Raw genomic sequence first — 19,973 nt, 5'->3', positions numbered from 1 at the left:
GGCGAGGGGGGTGGGTCACGGGGGTGTCAGGTCGCCACCCACTTCTCCTCGCTGCGGCGCACCAGCCCCCACAGCGAGGTGAAGTAGACGGCGTGCTGGAAGAGGTCGTAGAGCATCTCGGGGACCATCAGCGCGGCGACCAGCACCGCCCGAGGCCCGGCGCGCCGTACGGAGACCGTCTTCTCGACCACGAAGAGCAGTCCGATCGCCGTCCAGAACGGGGAGAAGCCGGGCCAGCCGTACAGCGTCGTGTAGGTGGCCATGTAGGTCAGGTAGACCAGGAAGCACAGGGCGCCGAAGCCCATCATGAACTGCTGCAGGAAGTAGCGCGCGGTGACCCGGGTCCAGCCGTAGTCGCGCAGGTTCTCCAGCGCGCCCCGCTGCCAGCGCAGCCGTTGGTGCCACAGCTTGCCCAGGGTCGGCATGACCTCGGTGGTGACCGCGCAGCCGGCCGGTGACATGGCGCGGTAGCCGAGGGTCTTGACGGCCTTCGTCATCTCGTCGTCCTCGGTGAGCGAGGCGAGGCTGTAGTAGCCGTTGCCGCCGCCGATGACCCCGGCGCGGCGGGCGGCGCGGACCTCGCGCAGCACCCGCGCGCGGAACATCGTGCCGGTGCCGGTGAGCACCTGTGCCTTGCCGCCGGAGCGTTCCAGTTCCCAGGCGTAGCGGTGGAACTCCATGCGCTGGAGCAGTCCGAGGAAGCCGCCGCCCTCCTCGCCGTAGAACACCCCGCCGACGGCGCCGACCTTGCGGTTGAAGGTGCCCATCGCGGTCTCGTTGAACCACGGGTCGAGCACGGTGTCGGCGTCCTGCACCAGCAGCAGGTCACGTTCCTCGAGATGGGGCAGCACCCAGGCGATGGCCTGGTTGAGGGCGCCGGCCTTCTTGTGGGTGTTGCCCTGGGTGTGGAAGACCTGCGCGCCGTGCGCGGCGGCGATCTCGGCGGTGGCGTCGGTGCAGTTGTCGCACACGACGACGATCAGGTCGGGACGCCGGGTCTGTCGCCAGAGCCCTTGAACGGCGTCGGCGATGCGGTCCTCTTCGTTGTGGGCCGGGATCAGCACCACGAGCCGCAGCGGGCCGTCGAGTTCGTCGGGTGCGGCATGGGCGCGACGGGCCGCGTGCCGTCGCGAGGGCCGTGGCCCCGCGACGGGCGCCACGGCGATCGTCTCCGCCGGGTGGTGCACGGGGAGCCCTCCGGGTGTGCTGGTGGTTCACGCCCGGCACGTGCGACCCCCCGGGCACTACAACACTCCGGAGTCTTCACTATTTTCACACAAGTCAACAAGACATCCCTGATCACGGAATGCTCACGGTTGTCGTTGCTTGCCCTGTGCGTCCGTTACAAGCGGTATCGGTCTACACGCCGTATCCGTCGGAGTATCCGTCCGTCCGACGGTGGCGAACCTCCTCCTCCACGACCGGTGTCGTCGGCGGTACCACGACGCGCCGGCGCCGGGCGATGCCGCTGAAGGTGCTGATCCCGATCAGGCCGACGATCATCAGGATGATCCCGACCAGGTCGAGGTTGACCCCTTGCATGTGCCAGTCGGTCGCGAACGTGAGGATGGCTCCCACGGCGATGAGGATGATGCACCCGCCGAGGCCCATGAGTGTCGCCTCCCTGTCCGGTCGTTGCGTAGAACCCGAGTACCCGGACGGACATCACCCATGCGCCGGCCCGGTTGACTACCCCTCCAGGAACGCCACCAGCGAATTCGCCAGCAGATAAGGGTCGTTCGCGCCGCACAGTTCCCGGACGCTGTGCATGGACAGGATGGCGACGCCGATGTCGACGGTCTTGATGCCGTGCCGGGCCGCGGTGATCGGGCCGATGGTCGTGCCGCAGGGCATGGAGTTGTTGGAGACGAAGGACTGGAAGGGGACGTTCGCCTTCTCGCAGGCGGCGGCGAACACCGCGCGGCCCGAACCGTCGGTGGCGTAGCGGTTGTTGACGTTGACCTTGAGGATCGGCCCGCCGTTGACCCGCGGGTGGTGCGTCGGGTCGTGCCGCTCGGCGTAGTTGGGGTGCACCGCGTGCCCCGTGTCGGACGACAGGCACACCGTGCCCGCGAAGGCTCTCGCCCGGTCCTCGAAGGACCCGCCCCGCGCGAACACCGACCGCTCCAGCACACTTCCGAGCAGCGGCCCGTCCGCCCCGGTGTCCGACTGCGAGCCGTTCTCCTCGTGGTCGAAGGCGGCGAGGACGGGGACGCAGGGCAGGTCGGTGCCGCTGACGGCGGCGAGCGCGGCCACGCCCGCGTGCACCGACAGCAGGTTGTCCATGCGCGGCCCGGCGAGCAGCTCCTTGTCCCGGCCCAGGTACGCCGGCGGCTCCACGGAGTGCGTCATCAGGTCCCAGCCGGTCACCTCGCCCGCCGCGAGCCCCGCGCTCTCCTCCAGGAAGGCGATCAGATCGCCGTCGCGCACGTCGTTGCCCAGACCCCAGACCGGCAGCATGTGACGCTGCTTGTCGAGCTTGAGGCCCTCCGCCGACACCGAACGGTCCAGATGGATGGCGAGTTGCGGCACCCTCAGCAGCGGCCGGTCGACGTTCACCAGCCGGGTCGAGCCGTCCCGCAGGGTCAGCCGGCCGGCCAGCCCCAGGTCGCGGTCGAGCCAGGAGTTCAGCAGCGGGCCGCCGTAGATCTCCACGGCCACCTGGCGCCAGCCGTGCGCCCCCGTGTCGGGCAGCGGCTTGACCCGCAGGTTCGGGGAGTCGGTGTGCGCGCCGACGATACGGAACGGCGTGTGGGGCGCCGCGCCCTCGGGGACGTACCAGGCCACGATCGCGCCGCCGCGCAGCACGTACTTGCCGCCGCTCGTCCCGTCCCAGGCGTCCGTCTCCGCGACCTGCCTGAACCCTGCCTTCTCCAGCCGCTCGGCGGCGCTCGCCACCGCGTGGTACGGCGACGGGCTCGCCGTCAGGAAGGACATGAGGTCGTCGGTGTGGCCGCGGTCGAAGCGGGGGGGTTCGCTCATGGGGTTCACCTTAACGACGTACGAGGGCCCACTCCGCGTACAGGGAGCGGGCCCTCGTGAGGGCGATGTGGAATTTTGGCTACCCAGATCCGGCGGCGACGGAACCAGGAACCGGCGGGACCGCAGCCGCGACTAGAACGCGGCCTCGTCCAGCTCCATCAGGTCCAGGTCGACGCCCTCGGCGAGCTTGCGCGCCCCGGTGACGCCCGGCAGGACGTTGGCCGCGAAGAACTTCGCCGCCGCGATCTTGCCGGTGTAGAACGACTTGTCCTTCGCGGAGGCCGTCTCCAGCTTCTCGGCGGCGACCGCGGCGCCCTTGAGCAGCAGGTAGCCGACGACCACGTCACCGGAGGCCATCAGCAGGCGAGTGGTGTTCAGGCCGACCTTGTAGATGTTCTTGACGTCCTGCTCGGTGGCCGCGAGGTCGGTCAGCATCAGGCCGACGATCGCCTCCAGCTCGACGGCCGCCTTCGCCAGGTGCTCACGGGCGCCGGCCAGCTCCTCGCCGCCGGTGCCCAGCGCCAGGAACTTCTTGATGTCCTCGGCGAGGGAGTTCAGCGCCGCGCCCTGGTTGCGGACGATCTTCCGGAAGAAGAAGTCCTGGCCCTGGATCGCCGTGGTGCCCTCGTACAGGGTGTCGATCTTGGCGTCGCGGATGTACTGCTCGATCGGGTACTCCTGCAGGAAGCCGGAGCCGCCGAAGGTCTGCAGCGACTGGGCCAGCTGCTCGTAGCCCTTCTCGGAGCCGTAGCCCTTCACGATCGGCAGGAGCAGGTCGTTGAGCGCGTGCTCGGTCTTGGCGTCCTCGCCGTTCGCCTCCTTGACGGCGATCGCGTCCTGGATCGAGGCGGTGTAGAGGACGAGCGCGCGCATGCCCTCGGCGTACGCCTTCTGCGTCATCAGCGAACGGCGCACGTCGGGGTGGTGGGTGATGGTGACCTTCGGCGCGGTCTTGTCCATGAAGTTCGCCAGGTCCGGGCCCTGGACGCGCTCCTTGGCGTACTCCAGCGCGTTCAGGTAGCCGGTCGACAGCGTCGAGATGGCCTTCGTGCCGACCATCATCCGGGCGAACTCGATGATCCGGAACATCTGGCGGATGCCGTCGTGCTTGTCGCCGATCAGCCAGCCCTTGGCGGGGTGCTTGTCGCCGAAGGTCATCTCGCAGGTGTTGGAGGCCTTCAGGCCCATCTTGTGCTCGACGTTGGTGGCGTACACGCCGTTGCGCTCGCCCAGCTCGCCGGTCTCCCAGTCGAAGAGGTACTTCGGCACGAGGAAGAGCGACAGACCCTTGGTGCCGGGGCCGGCGCCCTCGGGACGGGCCAGCACGTAGTGGAGGATGTTCTCCTCCATGTCGTGCTCACCGGAGGTGATGAACCGCTTCACGCCCTCGATGTGCCAGGAGCCGTCCTCCTGCTGGACCGCCTTGGTGCGGCCGGCGCCGACGTCGGAACCCGCGTCGGGCTCGGTGAGCACCATCGTGGAGCCCCAGGTGCGGTCCACCGCGATCTGCGCCCACTTCTTCTGCTCCTCGGTGCCCTCCTCGAAGAGGATGCGCGCGAACGCCGGGCCGGAGGAGTACATCCAGATCGCCGGGTTGGCGCCGAGGATCAGCTCCGCGTACGACCAGATCAGCGAGGGCGGGGCGGTCGTGCCGCCGATCTCCTCGGGCAGGCCCAGGCGCCAGTACTCGGAGTCCATGAAGGCCTTGTAGCTCTTCTTGAAGGACGCCGGGACCGGCGCGGTGTTGGTCTCCGGGTCGAAGACCGGGGGGTTGCGGTCGGCGTCGGCGAAGGACTCCGCCAGCTCGTTCTCCGAGAGGCGGGTCAGCTCCTCGAGGATGCTCCTGGCGGTCTCGGTGTCCATCTCCTCGAAGGGTCCGGTGCCGTACAGCTTGTCGCGTCCGAGTACTTCGAAGAGGTTGAACTCGATGTCGCGGAGATTCGACTTGTAGTGCCCCATGGCGACGGCTCCGTAAGAAGAGATCGGCGAGGCACTGGTGGATCCTCGCGCTAGTTCACGTACCAACAAGTGGCTACGATGATGCTACCCGTCGGTAATAAGAAGCAACCCCGATCCGGCCATCTGTGACCGAGCCCTCGTGCGGGGTCAGTACCCTGTGGTGCATGTACGGCTACGACCAGAACGTTGGGGCCCAGCAGCAGTACGGCGTCCCGCCGCAGCAGCAGATGCCGGGCGGGTACGGCCAGCAGCCGCCGCTGTACCCCGAGCCGTCGCCGCCGTCGCTCGCGGACGCGGTGCGCGCCTTCACCACCGGGCAGATGTCGGCCGAGGACTTCCAGCAGGTCTTCGCCACCTCCAAGGTCTACTGCCCGCGCGGCGACAACCCCGGTTTCCTCGCCCTGCACAACACCCAGCAGCCGGTGATCCCGATGTTCACCTCGCTCAAGGAACTGCGCCGGTACGCGGGCAAGGAGTCCAAGTACTTCGTGATCACGGGGGCCGAGGTCATCGACCTCCTGCCCACCGGTTACGGCTTCGTCCTCGACATGGAGGGCGAGCACCGGATGGTCTTCGACGCGAAGGCGGTCGAACAGATGGTCGACTTCGCGATGCGCAGAATGTACGGCTGAACCGCTCGCGCAGCCGGGAGCCCGGAGGGAATGCCCTCCGGGCTCTCTCTGTTGTGGGGTAGCAGAAAGTTCAACGCTCAACTAAAATGGCCGCACAAGGAGGTACCGACATGCCCGCTGTGACCGTCGAGAACCCGCTGACCCTGCCGCGCGTGGCCGCCCCGGCCGACGCCGTGGCCCGTCCCGTACTCGCCGTCACCACCGCGCCCAGCGGTTTCGAGGGCGAGGGCTTCCCGGTGCGCCGAGCGTTCGCCGGGATCAACTACCGCCACCTGGACCCGTTCATCATGATGGACCAGATGGGTGAGGTGGATTACGCGCCTGGAGAGCCGAAAGGTACCCCCTGGCATCCGCACCGCGGCTTCGAGACCGTCACCTACATCATCGACGGGATCTTCGACCACCAGGACAGCCAGGGCGGCGGCGGCACCATCACCAACGGCGACACCCAGTGGATGACCGCGGGTTCCGGCCTGCTGCACATCGAGGCCCCCCCGGAGTCCCTCGTCATGTCCGGCGGTCTCTTCCACGGTCTGCAGCTGTGGGTGAACCTCCCGGCCAAGGACAAGATGATGACGCCCCGCTACCAGGACATCCGCGGCGGCCACGTCCAGCTGCTGACCTCCCCCGACGGCGGCGCCCTGCTGCGGGTGATCGCCGGTGAGCTGGACGGTCACGCGGGCCCCGGTGTCACCCACACCCCGATCACGATGATCCACGCGACCCTCGCGCCGGGTGCGGAGATCACCCTGCCGTGGCGGGAGGACTTCAACGGCCTGGCGTACGTGCTCGCCGGCAAGGGTGCGGTGGGTGCCGAGCGGCGCCCGATCCACCTGGGCCAGACGGCGGTGTTCGGCGCGGGTTCCTCCCTCACCGTCCGCGCGGACGAGAAGCAGGACTCCCACACGCCGGACCTGGAGGTCGTCCTCCTCGGCGGACAGCCCATCCGGGAGCCCATGGCCCACTACGGCCCCTTCGTCATGAACACCCGCGAGGAGCTCCAGCAGGCGTTCGAGGACTTCCAGAAGGGCCGGCTGGGGACGATCCCGGCCGTGCACGGGATGACCGAGGGCGGGCTGTAACCACGTGGCGGAGGGCCGGACGACCTGCTGGAGGTCGTCCGGCCCTACCGGCGATCAGATCCCGGTCTCACTGAAAGGTGGTCTCACCTTCAGCTCCAAGGAGTTGTTGACCGAAAGGCGTGAGCCACCGTTCCAAGCTCCGCTGCGCGGCCCTCAGCACCTCACCCTGGGGCAGCTCGTCGGCTCGCTCGATCACGACGAGGCCCCAGCCCTTCCGGCCGACGGTGCCAAGTGTCACCGCACGCTCGCGCAGCAGGTACTTCACCGCCGACGGGACGTCCGCCACGGGCGGGCTCACCTCGTAGCGGGCAAGCTTTCCGACGTACCAGTCCAGCCACTGCTCGCCGTCCCTCAGCGCGGCCCGGGACAATGCGGCCTCGGTATTCCCATCGAGAAAGACCATGACCGGGCAGACCGGCGCGAGCACATCTGTCAGATCGGTCATGAACACGTCGATCTGCTCTTCCTCGTGCCCCATGGCCAGCAGCGTTGGCACGAACGGCATCAGCGCGTCCGCAATCACCACGTCATCGCCGCTCGCCAGAGCCGAATCAACGAACTCGGCGGTGGCCGCGAGCAGCGTCCCCAGCCCGACGGCGCCTGTCGTCTGGAAAGCCTCGGTCACCGCGGCGAACTGCGGTCTGGTCAAGATCTCTTCCTCGCGGAAGTGGTCCACCCGCAGTCCCGCATCGGTCAGCCATCGGGACAGGCCAGCACACAGCGTCGACTTGCCCACCCCTGGAGACGCCCCCCACACAGTGATCAGAACCGTCATGGCCGGCCAGCCTAGGACCAGCCGAGCCGATGGGAGCAGGCGCTGGATCTCATTGCAGGTCAGCCCAGGGGCGTCAGTGCAGCGTTTGTGGATCTTTCCGCTCCGTTGCGGGCTACGCGTCCTCGTACAGTTCGAACCAGATGCTCTTGCCCTCGCCGCGGGGGTCCACGCCCCAGGAGTGGGCGAGGAGTTCGATGAGGACCAGGCCGCGGCCGGAGGAGGCCATCTCGCCGGGGCGCCGTTTGTGCGGGAGGTCGTCGCTGGTGTCGGTGACCTCGACGCGCATCCGGCGGCCCCCGGGCTCGCCCCGGACCTCGGCCTGCATGAGCGCGTCCGCGTCCGTGTGCACCAGGACGTTGGTCAGCATCTCGGACAGCAGCAGCACCGCGGAGTCGACCTGGTCCTGGGAGGGCCAGTCGTGGAGCAGCTCGCGCAGGTGCTGGCGGGCCACCGCGACGCGTTCGGGTTCGGCCTGCGCGACGGAGAGCAGCGTGCGGCGGACCGTGGGTGCCGGGGCGAGCGTGTGGTCGAGGCCGCCGTCCTCCCCCGGGCGGCACAGCAGCATCACCGCTATGTCGTCCTCGCGCCGGTCCGCGAGCGGGCCCGTGGTGTAGTGGGAGGACGGGCCGTGCACGCCCTGGACCAGGGCGTCGGCCAGTTCCTCCAGATCGCCCTTGTGGTCCTCGAGGATCGTACGGATGCGCTGCCAGCCGCTGTCCAGGTCGTGACCGCCGGTCTCGATCAGGCCGTCGGTGCAGATCAGCATCGTCTCGCCGGGTTCCAGCGTGATGCGGGTGGTGGGGTAGTCGGCGTCCGGGTCGATGCCGAGCGGGAGGCCGCCGGCCGTCGGGCGGGTCAGTACCGTGCCGTCCGCCATCCGGATCGCCGGGTCGGGGTGGCCGGCCCGGGCGATGTCGAGGATGCCGGTCACCGGGTCCGCCTCGACGTACAGACAGGTCGCGAAGCGCAGGTCGGGGGACTCGGGGTCGCCGTCCGCCATGCCGTGCAGGAAGCGGGAGGCGCGGGAGAGGACCGCGTCGGGGCGGTGTCCCTCGGAGGCGTAGGCGCGCAGGGCGATACGGAGCTGGCCCATCAGTCCCGCCGCGCGTACGTCATGGCCCTGGACGTCGCCGATGGCCAGGGCGAACCGGCCGTTGGGCAGCGGGATCATGTCGTACCAGTCGCCGCCGACCTGGAGGCCGCCGCCGGTCGGGACGTAGCGGGCGGCGACGGTCATGCCCGGTATCTGGGGACCCAGCGTCGGCAGCATGGAGCGCTGGAGGCCGTCGGTCAGGGCGCGTTCGGTCTCCTGGGCGCCGGCCCGGGACAGGGCCTGGGCGAGCATCCGGGCCACGGTCGTCAGCACCGAGCGTTCGTCGGGGGTGAAGGCGACGGGATAGGCGAAGGAGGCCATCCAGGCGCCCATCGTGCGTCCGGCCACCGTCAGCGGCAGGAAGGCCCAGGACTGACGGCCGAAGCCTTCCACCAGCTGCCACATCACCGGGTAGCGGGTCTTGTAGTCGGCGGGGGAGGAGAGATAGACGGCACGGCCGGTGCGTATGACCTCGGCGGCGGGATGATCCGTGTCCAGGGGCATGGCGGAGAACGGGTCTCCGTCGCCGGGCTGGTAGCCGTACAGGCCGACGATGGTCAGCCGGTCGCCCTCGACGCCGAACACCGCGAGCCCGTCCGGCGAGAACCCCGGCATCGACAGCCCCGCCGCGACCCGCAGCACCTCCGCGGTCGAGCGCGCCTCGGCCAGCGCCCGGCCCGCGTCCAGCAGGAACGCCTCCCGGGAGCGCCGCCAGTCGCCCGTGACGGCACTGCGCCCGGCCGGTGTGCCGGGCGTCGGTTCGGTCACCTCCTGGAGGGTGCCGATCAGCTGGAAGGCTTGCCGTTCCTTGTCGTACGACGGTTTGGAGCGGGAGCGGACGACGCGGATCACCCGGCCGTGCTCGTCCATGATCCGGACGCGGACCTCGGCGAGGGTGCGCTCGGCGACGGCGAGACCGACCACGCTGATGATCTCGTTCCAGTCGACCGGGTGCAGCCGGGACCGGGCCTGGGCCTCCGTGAGGGTGGTCCCTACGGCGGGCAGGCCGAGCAGCCGTGCCGCCTCGGAGTCGACCGTGACCAGCTCGGTGGCGGTGTCCCAGTGCCACAGACCGGTCGCGAGGGTGGCGAGAACCTCCCCCACGGGCGGCAGAGGCTCGCCAGTGCGCATTGCCCCACTTTATGAAGAGGTGATCGAGGCGTGCCACCGATCATCGACAGTTCGTGCGGTTTGATGCCCGGAACCGAGCGGTTGGACGCCGTAGGACGACCGCCCTCAAGGGTGGGGAGCCGATCTTACGGTGCCCGGTACGCTTGGGTGGTGTTTCACGTGAAACACCGCCCCCTATCCGCGAAGACTGGATGAACGACGATGCATCGGTACAGGTCCCACACCTGCGGCGAGCTCCGCGCCTCTGACGTCGGCACCGACGTCCGGCTGAGTGGCTGGCTGCACAATCGGCGCGACCTGGGCGGCATCCTCTTCATCGATCTGCGCGACCACTACGGCATCACGCAGCTCGTCGCCCGCCCGGGCACCCCGGCCTACGAGGCCCTGGACAAGGTGACCAAGGAGTCGACGGTCCGCGTCGACGGCAAGGTCGTCTCCCGCGGCGCCGAGAACGTCAACCCGGAGCTGCCGACCGGTGAGGTCGAGGTCGAGGTCGGCGAGGTCGAGCTGCTCGGCGCGGCCGCCCCGCTCCCCTTCACCATCAACGCCGAGGACGGGGTCAACGAGGAGCGGCGTCTGGAGTACCGCTTCCTGGACCTGCGGCGCGAGCGCATGCACCGCAACATCATGCTGCGTACGGCGGTCATCTCGGCCATCCGGCACAAGATGACGGCCCTCGGCTTCAACGAGATGGCGACCCCGATCCTGTCGGCGACCTCCCCCGAGGGCGCCCGTGACTTCGTGGTCCCCTCCCGGCTGAACCCCGGCAAGTTCTACGCCCTGCCGCAGGCGCCGCAGCAGTTCAAGCAGCTGCTGATGATCTCGGGCTTCGACCGCTACTTCCAGATCGCGCCCTGCTTCCGTGACGAGGACGCCCGCGCCGACCGCTCGCCGGGCGAGTTCTACCAGCTCGACGTCGAGATGAGCTTCGTGGAGCAGGAGGACGTCTTCCGGCCGATCGAGCAGCTGATGACCGAGCTGTTCGAGGAGTTCGGCGGCGGCCGCCATGTCACCTCCCCGTTCCCGCGGATCCCGTTTCGCGAGGCGATGCTGAAGTACGGCTCCGACAAGCCGGACCTGCGGGCCCAGCTGGAGCTCGTCGACATCACCGATGTCTTCGAGGGCTCGGAGTTCAAGGCGTTCGCCGGCAAGCACGTGCGGGCGCTGCCGGTGCCGGCCGTGCAGGACCAGCCGCGCAAGTTCTTCGACCAGCTCGGTGACTTCGCCGTCTCGCTGGGCGCCAAGGGCCTGGCCTGGGTGCGGGTCGCCGAGGACGGTTCGCTCACCGGCCCGATCGCGAAGTTCCTCACCGAGGAGAACGTCGCCGAGCTGACCAAGCGGCTGTCGCTGGCCGCCGGGCACGCGGTGTTCTTCGGCGCGGGCGAGTTCGACGAGGTCTCCAAGATCATGGGCGCGGTGCGGGTCGAGGCCGCCAAGCGTGCCGGGCACTTCGAGGAGAACGTCTTCCGCTTCTGCTGGATCGTCGACTTCCCGATGTACGAGAAGGACGAGGAGACCGGCGCGATCGACTTCTCGCACAACCCCTTCTCCATGCCGCAGGGCGGCCTGGAAGCCCTTGAGACCCAGGACCCGCTGGACATCCTGGGCTGGCAGTACGACATCGTCTGCAACGGTGTCGAGCTGTCCTCCGGCGCGATCCGGAACCACGAGCCGGACATCATGCTCAAGGCCTTCGAGATCGCCGGTTACGACCGGGAGACCGTCGAGGAGAAGTTCGCCGGCATGCTGCGCGCCTTCCGCTTCGGCGCCCCGCCGCACGGCGGCATCGCCCCCGGCGTCGACCGCATCGTGATGCTGCTGGCCGACGAGCCCAACATCCGCGAGACCATCGCCTTCCCGCTCAACGGCAACGCCCAGGACCTGATGATGGGCGCGCCGACGGAGCTGGAGGAGGCCCGGCTGAGGGAACTGCACCTCCAGGTGCGCAAGCCGCAGCCGAAGTAACCCGGCGGACCCGAAGGGCTCGAAACCGACGTCGGTTTCGAGCCCTTTCGCTTGAGCCCCTGATTCACAGCTCTTTCCGATGTTTTTGCCAGGCCTCCCACGCCTACGGTCGCTGGCCATGACAGACACTCAGACACCGGAAGAGAGAAGGAAGTTGGCCCGCCGCACGGTCCTCGCGGCCGGCGGGGTGGCCGTGACCGCGATCGGCGTGGGCGGGGCGTTCACGGTGGGTGCGGAGGCCTCCGACCGGGAGGACGACGCCTGCTGCACCCTCACCTCCGAGCTGGTCGAGGGGCCGTACTACATCGACGCCGACAAGATCCGGCAGGACGTCACGGAGGACCAGCCGGGCATCCCGCTCGCGCTGCGGCTGAAGGTGATCGACGCGCAGACGTGCCGGCCGGTGCGGAACGCGGCCGTGGACATCTGGCACTGCAACGCCACGGGCGTCTACTCCGGGTACGAGGAGACGGGCAGCGGCGGCGGGGGCGGCGGTCCGTCGGGTCCTCCGCCCTCCGGTACGCCGACCGACTCCCCCACCGGCGTCCCGACCGGCTCTCCCCCGCCCGGCGGTGGCGGCGGCCACCAGGAGCCGACCGACGACAAGCGCTACCTGCGCGGCACCTGGCGCACCGACCGGCACGGGGACGTCGCCTTCCGTACCGTCTTCCCCGGCTGGTACCAGGGCCGCTGCGTGCACATCCATGTGAAGGTGCACGTGGACGGGGTCTGGACCGACGCCGGCTACGAGGGCGGGCACACCTGCCACACCGGACAGCTGTTCTTCGACGAGCGGTCGGTGCTGCTGACGGCGGCCGTGGAGCCGTACGCGAGCAACACCACGACCCGGACGACCCTCGACGAGGACGGCATCTACCCCGGCAACGGGCATGAGGGCGGGCTGCTGTACCTCGACTACGACCGCCGCCGCATCGCCCGGGGCGTCCACGCCCGCCTCACCCTGGGCGTCACCCCGGACCAGACACACGACGGCTGACCCACGCCGGCGTCGGCCTGGAAACCTCACCGGAGGTGCACAGGGAGTCCGCGGGAGGGGCACAGAAGTCTGTCGTGTCATAGGGGGTGACATCGCAGGTGGTGCGGCTCCCGGGCCCGCCCGGGCCAGGAGGACGTCATGGGGTACGCGATCGCGCTCGCGGGGCTGTTGGTCGCCGGTTCCGCCGGCGCGGTCGTCGCACTGCGGCGGTCGCGGGCCGGACGCGGCCCGTCCGGGCTGGACGCGGAGGCCGAGGCCAACCGCTGGCTGATCCTTCTGGGCGCCGGTCTGATCCCGCCCGGCGCCGCCACCTGGGCGAGCGCCGGCGAGAGGGCGGGCCGGGCGCTCACCGAGGCCGCCGAGTGCCACCGCACCGCCCGCGCCCTGCTCGCCGAGGCCCGCACGGCGGCGGAGTACGGCCGCGTGACGCGCACCGCCCAGGAGGGACTGCGTCACGTCGACGCGGCCCGCGAGGCCCTCGGCCTGTCTCCGAACCCCGCCCCCACCACGCCGGGGCCCCGGGTAAGGCAAGCCTTTCCCGGGTCCCTGACCAACAACGGCTCGATACCGACGGCGATTTCCGCCCATCCCTGAGGAGGCTCAGGAAAGGGTCTTGTACGCCCCCCAGCCGCTCGCGATCTTCACCCGCGCCCCGAACGACCCCTTGCCGTCACCGCTGTTGCGGTACACGTTGCCGCCGGAGTCACGGGAGACGAGGTCGGCCCGGCCGTCGTCGGTGATGTCGCCGACGCCGACGATGGCGTTGTAGGAGCCGCCCCAGTCGGTGAAGAGCCTGGTCCGTGCCGCGAAGGTGCCGTCGCCCTTGCCGTTGAAGCGGTACAGGGTGTTCGCCCCGTCCTGGGCGAGCAGGTCGCCGACGCCGTCGCCGGTGATGTCACCGACGCCCACGATCTTCTTGTAGCCCTTCCAGCCGTCGTACAGCTTCACCCGGGCGGACAGCTTGCCGGTGCTGGTCGCCTTGTACAGGTACACGGCGCCGGTGGAGGAGTTGCGGGCGACCAGGTCCGCGCGGCCGTCGCCGCTGATGTCGCCGGGCGAGGTCAGGACGTCGTACTGGTTCCAGCCGCTGCTGCCGAGGGTCGTGTACGACGTCGACGGCTTGAGGGCCGCGTTGCAGCCCGGCTTGTACAGCCGCAGGGCGCCGCTGCTCAGCCGGACCAGGACGTCGTTGCAGCGGTCGCCGCTGAGGTCGCCGAACGGCACGAACCGCGCGCTGGTGGGCCAGCCGGTGCCGGTGGTCTTCTGCCCGAACTTCCCCGTACCGGTGCCGTGCTGGTACGTCAGCCCGCCCGAGGAGCTGAGGGTGAGCAGGTCACCGCGGCCGTCGGGGCCGTCGACGCTGGCGAAGTCGTGCCGCACGGGGTTGCCCCGCTGCAGGAAGCCCTCGCCGGAGGCCGCCGTGACCGGGGTGGCGGTGCCGAGGCCGGTGACCTTGAGGGTCCAGGTGAAGTCGCCGTTGGGGAAGCGGTCACCGCTCGCGGTCTTGCCGTCCCAGCCCGCCGACAGCTGCGCCGTGACCGCCCCGCCGGTGATCGTGCGGGTGGCCCGGCCCTTCGGACCGCTCTGCACGGACGCGAAGGTCAGGGACCACGAGGCGACCGGACGGGACAGCAGCCACGCGCCGGTCCAGGCGGTGGAGCCGCCCGGCTGCACGTAGCTGCCGGCCTCCGTGCGGAAGGCGGTCGGCGCGGACGGGGCGACGCCCGTGGGGGCGACGTGCGTCTGCTCGAACCGGTCGAACCAGGCGACCAGGCCCGTGTACTCGTCGACCGTCCAGCGGAAGCGGCGGTCCACGGCGAGGCCCGTGTCGGGCAGGCCGGAGGCGATCACCCGGGTGGCACCGGTCGTCGCGTCGGTGAGCACCAGCCGGTCGGCCCCGTGGTCGTGGCGGACCGTGAAGCCGTCGCCGAGCAGGACGTCACCGGGCGTCACCGCGACGGACGTGGCCGCCTTGGTGTCGTACACGCCCGCCGAAGCCGTACCGCAGGCCCAGTACACCCAGCGGCCCGCCGCCTGCAGCTCGCTCGGCACACAGGCGAGGGAGGGGACGGTGACCGTGGCGAGGGTCTTCCTCTCGGTGAGGCTGTAGGAGGTGAGCCGGCCTGCGGTGTCGGCGCTCCAGAGGGTGGAGCCGTTCAGGGCGGCGGCGCGGACGGAGCGCTTCAGCTGCTCGCCGTAGCCGAACTCGCCGACGTACTGGGTCGGCGTGGCACCGCCCGAGTTGTAGATCGCGTACCCGTCGGACACGTCGACGATCCCGCCGCCCGCGGTGTTGAAGCTCAGCTTGTCGTCGGAGGTGCCGTCGCCGATGGCGACCAACTGGTCGGTGTTCTCCGGGCCGCTGTCGTTGTAGTACGTGTTCTGGAAGACGTCCTGGGGTCCGTCGCCGGTGTTGCCCCACAGCACCGAGCACGACACGCCCGGGTAGGGGCAGACGGGCGCGATGGAGTCGCCGTCCCTGGCGTCCGACGCCGTCAGCCCGCCTGAGCCGTTCGTCGTGAGGGTGCGCACGGACGTCGTGTCGGAGGTGCCGCGCGGATTGTCCTCGGCGACGCGCAGGCTGCCGCGGCTGAGCGCCAGACCCGTCTTGGGGTTCTCGTACGGCGGGATCTTGACCAGCTTCGTCAGCCGCGGGGTGCCGTCGGAGCCGAGGGAGACCCGCTGCACCCACCAGTCGGCCGCGGTGGTGCCGCCGGTGACCAGGGCGCCGCCGTCGGGGGTGGCCAGCGGGGTGCCGTACCACGCGCCGAGCAGGGTCTTCCTGGTGCCGTCGGTCAGGGACACGGCCTGGACGCCGGAGGCGCCCGTCAGCAGCGCCCAGTCCCCGACGAGCACCGGGACCGGCTCGGGGGAGACGTTGCTCTCCTCGCCGGCCAGCGGGACCGTCTCCGCCGCCGAGAGGTCGGCACGCGGCTTGAGGTGGAGGCCCGCGGACCGCGTGTACCAGCCCACCCGGTCGCCGGTGAGCACGACCTCCGGCACGGTGTCCCGGGACAGGCCGGTGAAGACCGGGGTCAAGCGGGCGGCGGCGAAATCGAGATAGCCGACGCTGTACGTCGTGAACCGGCCGTCCGCGTCGCGGTCGGGGTAGGCGAACAGGGCTCCCTTGTCGTCGCCGGTGCGCGCGTTGTTCCACTCCCAGGTGCCGTCGGCCGGGTAGCCGGCGACCACGCGGTCGCGCTGCTCGCCGTCGACCAGGTCGACGAGGTGCAGGACGTGGCCCTCCAGCTCCTGCCCGTCGACGACGCCGTTGTACTCGACGGTGACGCTCGTCTCGCCGTACGTCCCCACCCGGTCCGCCGACTGGCTCAGGTCGAGGGTGCGCAGGGCGCCGCCGCCCGGCCTCCACAGCGACACCGGATCGCCGTAGGTGCGGTCGGGCAGCGCCACCGTGTCGGCGGCCTGCCCGAAGACACCCGAGGCGCAGCGCGTCTCGATGTCGTAGCAGCTGGTCGTGGTCGGCTTGTAGATGCCGGACGGCCCCTCGACGGTGACCGTGCCGCCGTCGTCGTAGTCCGTCCACAGCAGCCCGGCGACCCCCGACTGCCGGTGCAGAAAGCCCGTCCTGCCCGCCGCGAGCAGCTGCTCGGTACGGGGCGAATCGGTGCGCGGGTCGTCCAGGACGAGCTCGGCGGTGCCGGCCGCGGCGGTGGTGGCGGCCTGTGCGGCACCCCCGTCACGCGTGCCGGAGAACAGGGTGATCGAGCCGGCCGCCAGGACGACCGCGAGCGTCGAGACCAGGGCGTGCCGACCGCCCCGTCCCAGGGCGTGTCTGCCCACGTGAGGTTCCCTCCCCGCGAGGGCCCCCGCCCTCGCACAAGTGAGCGGACTTTAACAGTGCATGGGCCATGCATGGGAAGCGGGTGGGGGTCCGGTGGGGAAAAGAAGGTGATCGGGGACGGCAACTTCCTTGGTCCCGGCGGCCACTTGAGGGGGGAGCGCTCTTTCACGAGTGCTCCACGAACCGCACATCTCCCGCAACCGTCCGTAAGGAAGTCCCCCGTGGCCTCTGTCTCCCACCGCCGGTCCCTCCGCAGGCGGCGCACCCTCGTCGTCTCCGCCGCCCTCGTGGCCGCCGGTGTCGGTGCCGGTGTGCTCGTGATGAACGCGAACGCCGGGACGACCACCGTCGACCTGTACCACCAGAGGCTCGCCGCCAAGGACGGCTGGGCGTCCTTGGGTTCAGGCACGACCGGCGGCGCGAAGGCCGACTCCGCGCACACCTTCACCGTCTCCACCCGCGCCCAACTGGTGAAGGCGCTCGGCTCGGTGTCGGACACCGCCCCGCGGATCATCAAGGTCAAGGGCACGATCGACGCGAACACCGACGCGTCCGGAAAGAAGCTGACCTGCGCGAACTACGCGGCCGGCACGGGATATTCACTGGCCTCGTACCTGAAGGCGTACAACCCCACGACCTACGGCCGCTCCAAGCTGCCCTCCGGCACGCAGGAGAAGGCGCGGGCCGCCGCGCAGAAGAAGCAGGCCGCGAACATCGTCTTCAAGGTGCCCGCCAACACCACGATCGTCGGCGTGCCCGGCACCAAGGCCGGCATCACCGGCGGGATGCTGCAGATCCAGAAGGTCGACAACGTCATCGTCCGCAACCTGACCTTCTCCCACACCGAGGACTGCTTCCCGCAGTGGGACCCGACGGACGGCTCCAGCGGCAACTGGAACTCGCAGTACGACTCGGTCACCCTGCGCGGCGCCACCCACGTCTGGGCGGACCACAACACCTTCACGGACGCCGGGCACTTCGACAGCGCCAACCCCAAGTACTACGGCCGTGAGTACCAGGTCCACGACGGGGCCCTGGACATCACCAAGGGCTCCGACCTGGTGACCGTCGAGCGCAACCGGTTCACCAACCACGACAAGACCATGCTGATCGGCGCGAGCGACAGCGACAGCACCGGCAAGCTGCGGGTGAGCATCCACCACAACGTCTGGAAGGGCATCGTCCAGCGCGCGCCGCTGTCCCGCCTCGGCCAGATCCACATCTACAACAACGTCTACGAGACGGCCACGCTCAACGGCTACGCCCTGCAGTACAGCATCAACTCCCGGGCGAGGGCCCAGGTCGTGGCCCAGAACAACTACTGGAGGATCCCCGCGGGCCAGAAGATCTCGAAACTCCTCAGCGGCGACGGCACCGGCTCGATCAAGGGCAGCGGCAACGTCGTCAACGGCACGACGACCGACCTGGTCGCCGCGTACAACGCCGCGCACTCGAAGAAGATCAAGACGACGGTCAACTGGACGCCCACCCTGACGGCGGGCCTGGAGTCCTCGGCGAAGAACCTGCTGACGGAACTGACGCCGACGACGGGGGCGGGCGTGCTGTCCTGAGCTCCGGCGACGGAGAAGGGCCCGGAAGACATCTGCTCATCGGGCCCTTTTCCTGTGCGGTGAGGCTACGCGCCCTCGCCGCCGAAGCGCTCCTTGTAGTTCTCCAGGTCCTCGTCCGTGAGCTTGGCGAAGAGGACCGGGGGGACCGTGAAGGGCGTGCCGGCGGGGACCGAGGTGAGGGACTTCGCCTCGTCCGCGGTGACCCAGGTGGCGGTGTCGTCGGTGAGGGTGAAGGCCTGGCGCATGGCCGCCGACGTCGCCGGGATGAACGGCTCCGAGACCACCGCGTACAGGTGGATGAGGTTCATCGCGGTGCGCAGGGTGAGGGCGGCGCCCTCCTTGTCGGTCTTGATCTCCAGCCAGGGGGCCTTCTCCTCCAGGTAGGAGTTTCCGGCCGACCACAGGGCGCGCAGCGCCGCGGCGGCCTTGCGGAACTGGAGGGACTCCATCTGGGCCTCGTACTCGGCGAGCAGCCGGGCGATCTCCTCGCCCAGCTTCCGCTCCGCCTCGCCGGGCTCGCCGCCCGCGGGCACCTCGTCGCCGAAGCGCTTGCGGGAGAAGGACAGGACGCGGTTGACGAAGTTGCCGAGGGTGTCGGCCAGGTCCTTGTTGACCGTGGCCGTGAAGTGCTCCCAGGTGAAGGAGGAGTCGTCGGACTCGGGGGCGTTCGCGATGAGGAAGTAGCGCCAGTAGTCGGCGGGCAGGATCTCCAGCGCCTGGTCGGTGAAGACACCGCGCTTCTGGGAGGTGGAGAACTTGCCGCCGTAGTACGTCAGCCAGTTGAAGGCCTTGACGTAGTCGACCTTCTTCCACGGCTCGCGGACGCCGAGCTCGGTGGCCGGGAACATCACCGTGTGGAAGGGGACGTTGTCCTTGGCCATGAACTCCGTGTAGCGGACGGTGTCGTCCGCCTCGTACCACCAGGACTTCCAGTCCCGGTTCTCCGGGTCGAGGTCCGCCCACTCCTTCGTCGCGCCGATGTACTCGATCGGAGCGTCGAACCACACGTAGAAGACCTTGCCCTCCGCCGCCAGCTCCGGCCAGGTGTCGGCCGGGACGGGGACGCCCCAGTCCAGGTCACGGGTGATCGCGCGGTCGTGCAGGCCCTCGTTCAGCCACTTGCGGGCGATGGAGGAGGCCAGCTGCGGCCAGTCGTCCTCGTGCCGGGAGACCCACTCCTCGACCTCGTGCTGCAGCTTGGACTGGAGCAGGAAGAGGTGCTTGGTCTCGCGGACCTCGAGGTCCGTGGAGCCGGAGATCGCCGAGCGCGGGTTGATCAGGTCGGTCGGGTCCAGGACGCGGGTGCAGTTCTCGCACTGGTCGCCGCGGGCCTTGTCGTAGCCGCAGTGGGGGCAGGTGCCCTCGACGTAGCGGTCCGGGAGGAAGCGGCCGTCGGCGGGGCTGTAGACCTGGCGGATCGCCCGCTCCTCGATGAAGCCGTTGTCGTTGAGGCGGCGGGCGAAGTGCTGGGTGATCTCGACGTTCTGCTGGGAGGAACTCCGGCCGAAGTAGTCGAAGGCCAGCGCGAAGCCGTCGTAGACCGCCTTCTGGGCGTCGTGCGCCTGGGCGCAGAACTCGGCCACGGGGAGGCCCTGCTCCTTCGCCGCCAGCTCGGCCGGGGTGCCGTGCTCGTCGGTCGCGCAGATGTAGAGGACGTCGTGGCCGCGCTGGCGGAGGTACCGGGAGTACACGTCCGCCGGGAGCATGGACCCCACCATGTTGCCCAGGTGCTTGATTCCGTTGATGTACGGAAGGGCGCTGGTGATGAGGTGTCGAGCCATCGGGGGCTGCTCCCAGGTCGGTTTCTTGCTTCTTCGTGAACCTTGAAATCGTAGCCGAAACGGGTGCACGGCCCGCCTGCCGTTCTGAGGGGTGAACAATGGCCGAAACGGGCCCACCGGACCTGAGGCCCCCTTCTCGGCCGTGGCCCGCATCAGCACCCTGTCACCACCACGGCGAGTGGAGGGGGGACGGGGTATGGGGC

Annotated in this window: 14 protein-coding genes; 6 read left to right on the top strand and 8 right to left on the bottom strand. The window is 69.7% G+C overall.

The features are described 5' to 3' along the window. Positions 1–26 precede the first annotated feature (26 nt). The 4 genes from GRC12_RS26390 to GRC12_RS26375 all read right to left on the bottom strand — a co-directional run bounded on the left by GRC12_RS26390 (position 27) and on the right by GRC12_RS26375 (position 4,941). A complete protein-coding gene (locus tag GRC12_RS26390; RefSeq protein WP_308286639.1) occupies positions 27–1,187 on the bottom strand; it encodes a glycosyltransferase in 1,161 nt (386 codons plus the stop codon). 172 nt (positions 1,188–1,359) lie between these two features. Next, positions 1,360–1,611 carry a DUF6458 family protein gene (locus GRC12_RS26385; protein WP_208781850.1) on the bottom strand — a complete coding sequence of 84 codons (252 nt, stop codon included), beginning with the start codon at positions 1,609–1,611 and terminating at the stop codon, positions 1,360–1,362. A gap of 78 nt (positions 1,612–1,689) precedes the next feature. Continuing rightward, the gene (locus tag GRC12_RS26380) at positions 1,690–2,982 is read right to left on the bottom strand and encodes a M18 family aminopeptidase (protein ID WP_208781849.1); all 1,293 of its coding nucleotides are present in this window, start codon (positions 2,980–2,982) and stop codon (positions 1,690–1,692) included. A 132-nt stretch (positions 2,983–3,114) separates the two neighbouring features. Beyond that, positions 3,115–4,941 carry an acyl-CoA dehydrogenase gene (locus tag GRC12_RS26375; protein WP_208781848.1) on the bottom strand — a complete coding sequence of 609 codons (1,827 nt, stop codon included), beginning with the start codon at positions 4,939–4,941 and terminating at the stop codon, positions 3,115–3,117. Positions 4,942–5,105: 164 nt separating this feature from the next. Here GRC12_RS26375 and GRC12_RS26370 point away from each other — a divergent pair, with 164 nt between their 5' ends. Both GRC12_RS26370 and GRC12_RS26365 read left to right on the top strand, forming a co-directional pair. Further along, positions 5,106–5,573 carry an SseB family protein gene (locus GRC12_RS26370; protein ID WP_133044023.1) on the top strand — a complete coding sequence of 156 codons (468 nt, stop codon included), beginning with the start codon at positions 5,106–5,108 and terminating at the stop codon, positions 5,571–5,573. A 110-nt stretch (positions 5,574–5,683) separates the two neighbouring features. Beyond that, a complete protein-coding gene (locus GRC12_RS26365; RefSeq protein ID WP_208781847.1) occupies positions 5,684–6,655 on the top strand; it encodes a pirin family protein in 972 nt (323 codons plus the stop codon). Positions 6,656–6,722: 67 nt separating this feature from the next. Here the strand turns inward: GRC12_RS26365 and GRC12_RS26360 are convergent, their stop codons facing one another. Together GRC12_RS26360 and GRC12_RS26355 are read right to left on the bottom strand one after the other, a co-directional pair. After that, complete coding sequence (locus GRC12_RS26360; RefSeq protein WP_208781846.1) at positions 6,723–7,430, bottom strand: hypothetical protein; 708 nt, start codon at positions 7,428–7,430, stop codon at positions 6,723–6,725. Between the two features lie 112 nt (positions 7,431–7,542). Continuing rightward, positions 7,543–9,654, bottom strand: coding sequence for a SpoIIE family protein phosphatase (locus GRC12_RS26355; RefSeq protein WP_208781845.1), 2,112 nt, complete (start codon positions 9,652–9,654; stop codon positions 7,543–7,545). A gap of 201 nt (positions 9,655–9,855) precedes the next feature. Here GRC12_RS26355 and aspS point away from each other — a divergent pair, with 201 nt between their 5' ends. From aspS to GRC12_RS26340, 3 genes are all read left to right on the top strand, one after another. After that, complete coding sequence (gene aspS / locus GRC12_RS26350) at positions 9,856–11,619, top strand: aspartate--tRNA ligase (RefSeq protein ID WP_208781844.1); 1,764 nt, start codon at positions 9,856–9,858, stop codon at positions 11,617–11,619. 118 nt (positions 11,620–11,737) lie between these two features. Further along, positions 11,738–12,616, top strand: coding sequence for an intradiol ring-cleavage dioxygenase (locus GRC12_RS26345; protein ID WP_208781843.1), 879 nt, complete (start codon positions 11,738–11,740; stop codon positions 12,614–12,616). Positions 12,617–12,754: 138 nt separating this feature from the next. Next, entirely contained in the window at positions 12,755–13,210 is a 456-nt protein-coding gene (locus GRC12_RS26340) for a hypothetical protein (protein ID WP_208781842.1), read from the top strand. A 6-nt stretch (positions 13,211–13,216) separates the two neighbouring features. Here the strand turns inward: GRC12_RS26340 and GRC12_RS46755 are convergent, their stop codons facing one another. After that, positions 13,217–16,417, bottom strand: a complete 3,201-nt coding sequence (locus tag GRC12_RS46755; RefSeq protein ID WP_208781841.1) for an FG-GAP repeat domain-containing protein — start codon at positions 16,415–16,417, stop codon at positions 13,217–13,219. A 222-nt stretch (positions 16,418–16,639) separates the two neighbouring features. On the opposite strand from GRC12_RS46755, the gene GRC12_RS26330 reads away from it, so the two are divergent. Then, on the top strand, positions 16,640–17,989 hold the full coding sequence (locus tag GRC12_RS26330; protein WP_308286638.1) for a pectate lyase family protein: 1,350 nt from the start codon (positions 16,640–16,642) through the stop codon (positions 17,987–17,989). A 65-nt stretch (positions 17,990–18,054) separates the two neighbouring features. On the opposite strand, the gene metG is transcribed toward GRC12_RS26330, so the two are convergent. Continuing rightward, the gene (gene metG / locus GRC12_RS26325) at positions 18,055–19,770 is read right to left on the bottom strand and encodes a methionine--tRNA ligase (RefSeq protein ID WP_208781839.1); all 1,716 of its coding nucleotides are present in this window, start codon (positions 19,768–19,770) and stop codon (positions 18,055–18,057) included. Between the last annotated feature and the right edge of the window lie 203 nt (positions 19,771–19,973).

Origin of the sequence: Streptomyces griseorubiginosus, assembly GCF_017614965.1 — a bacterium.
Taxonomy (GTDB): domain Bacteria; phylum Actinomycetota; class Actinomycetes; order Streptomycetales; family Streptomycetaceae; genus Streptomyces; species Streptomyces griseorubiginosus_B.
This window is presented reverse-complemented; position numbering and strand designations above follow the sequence as displayed.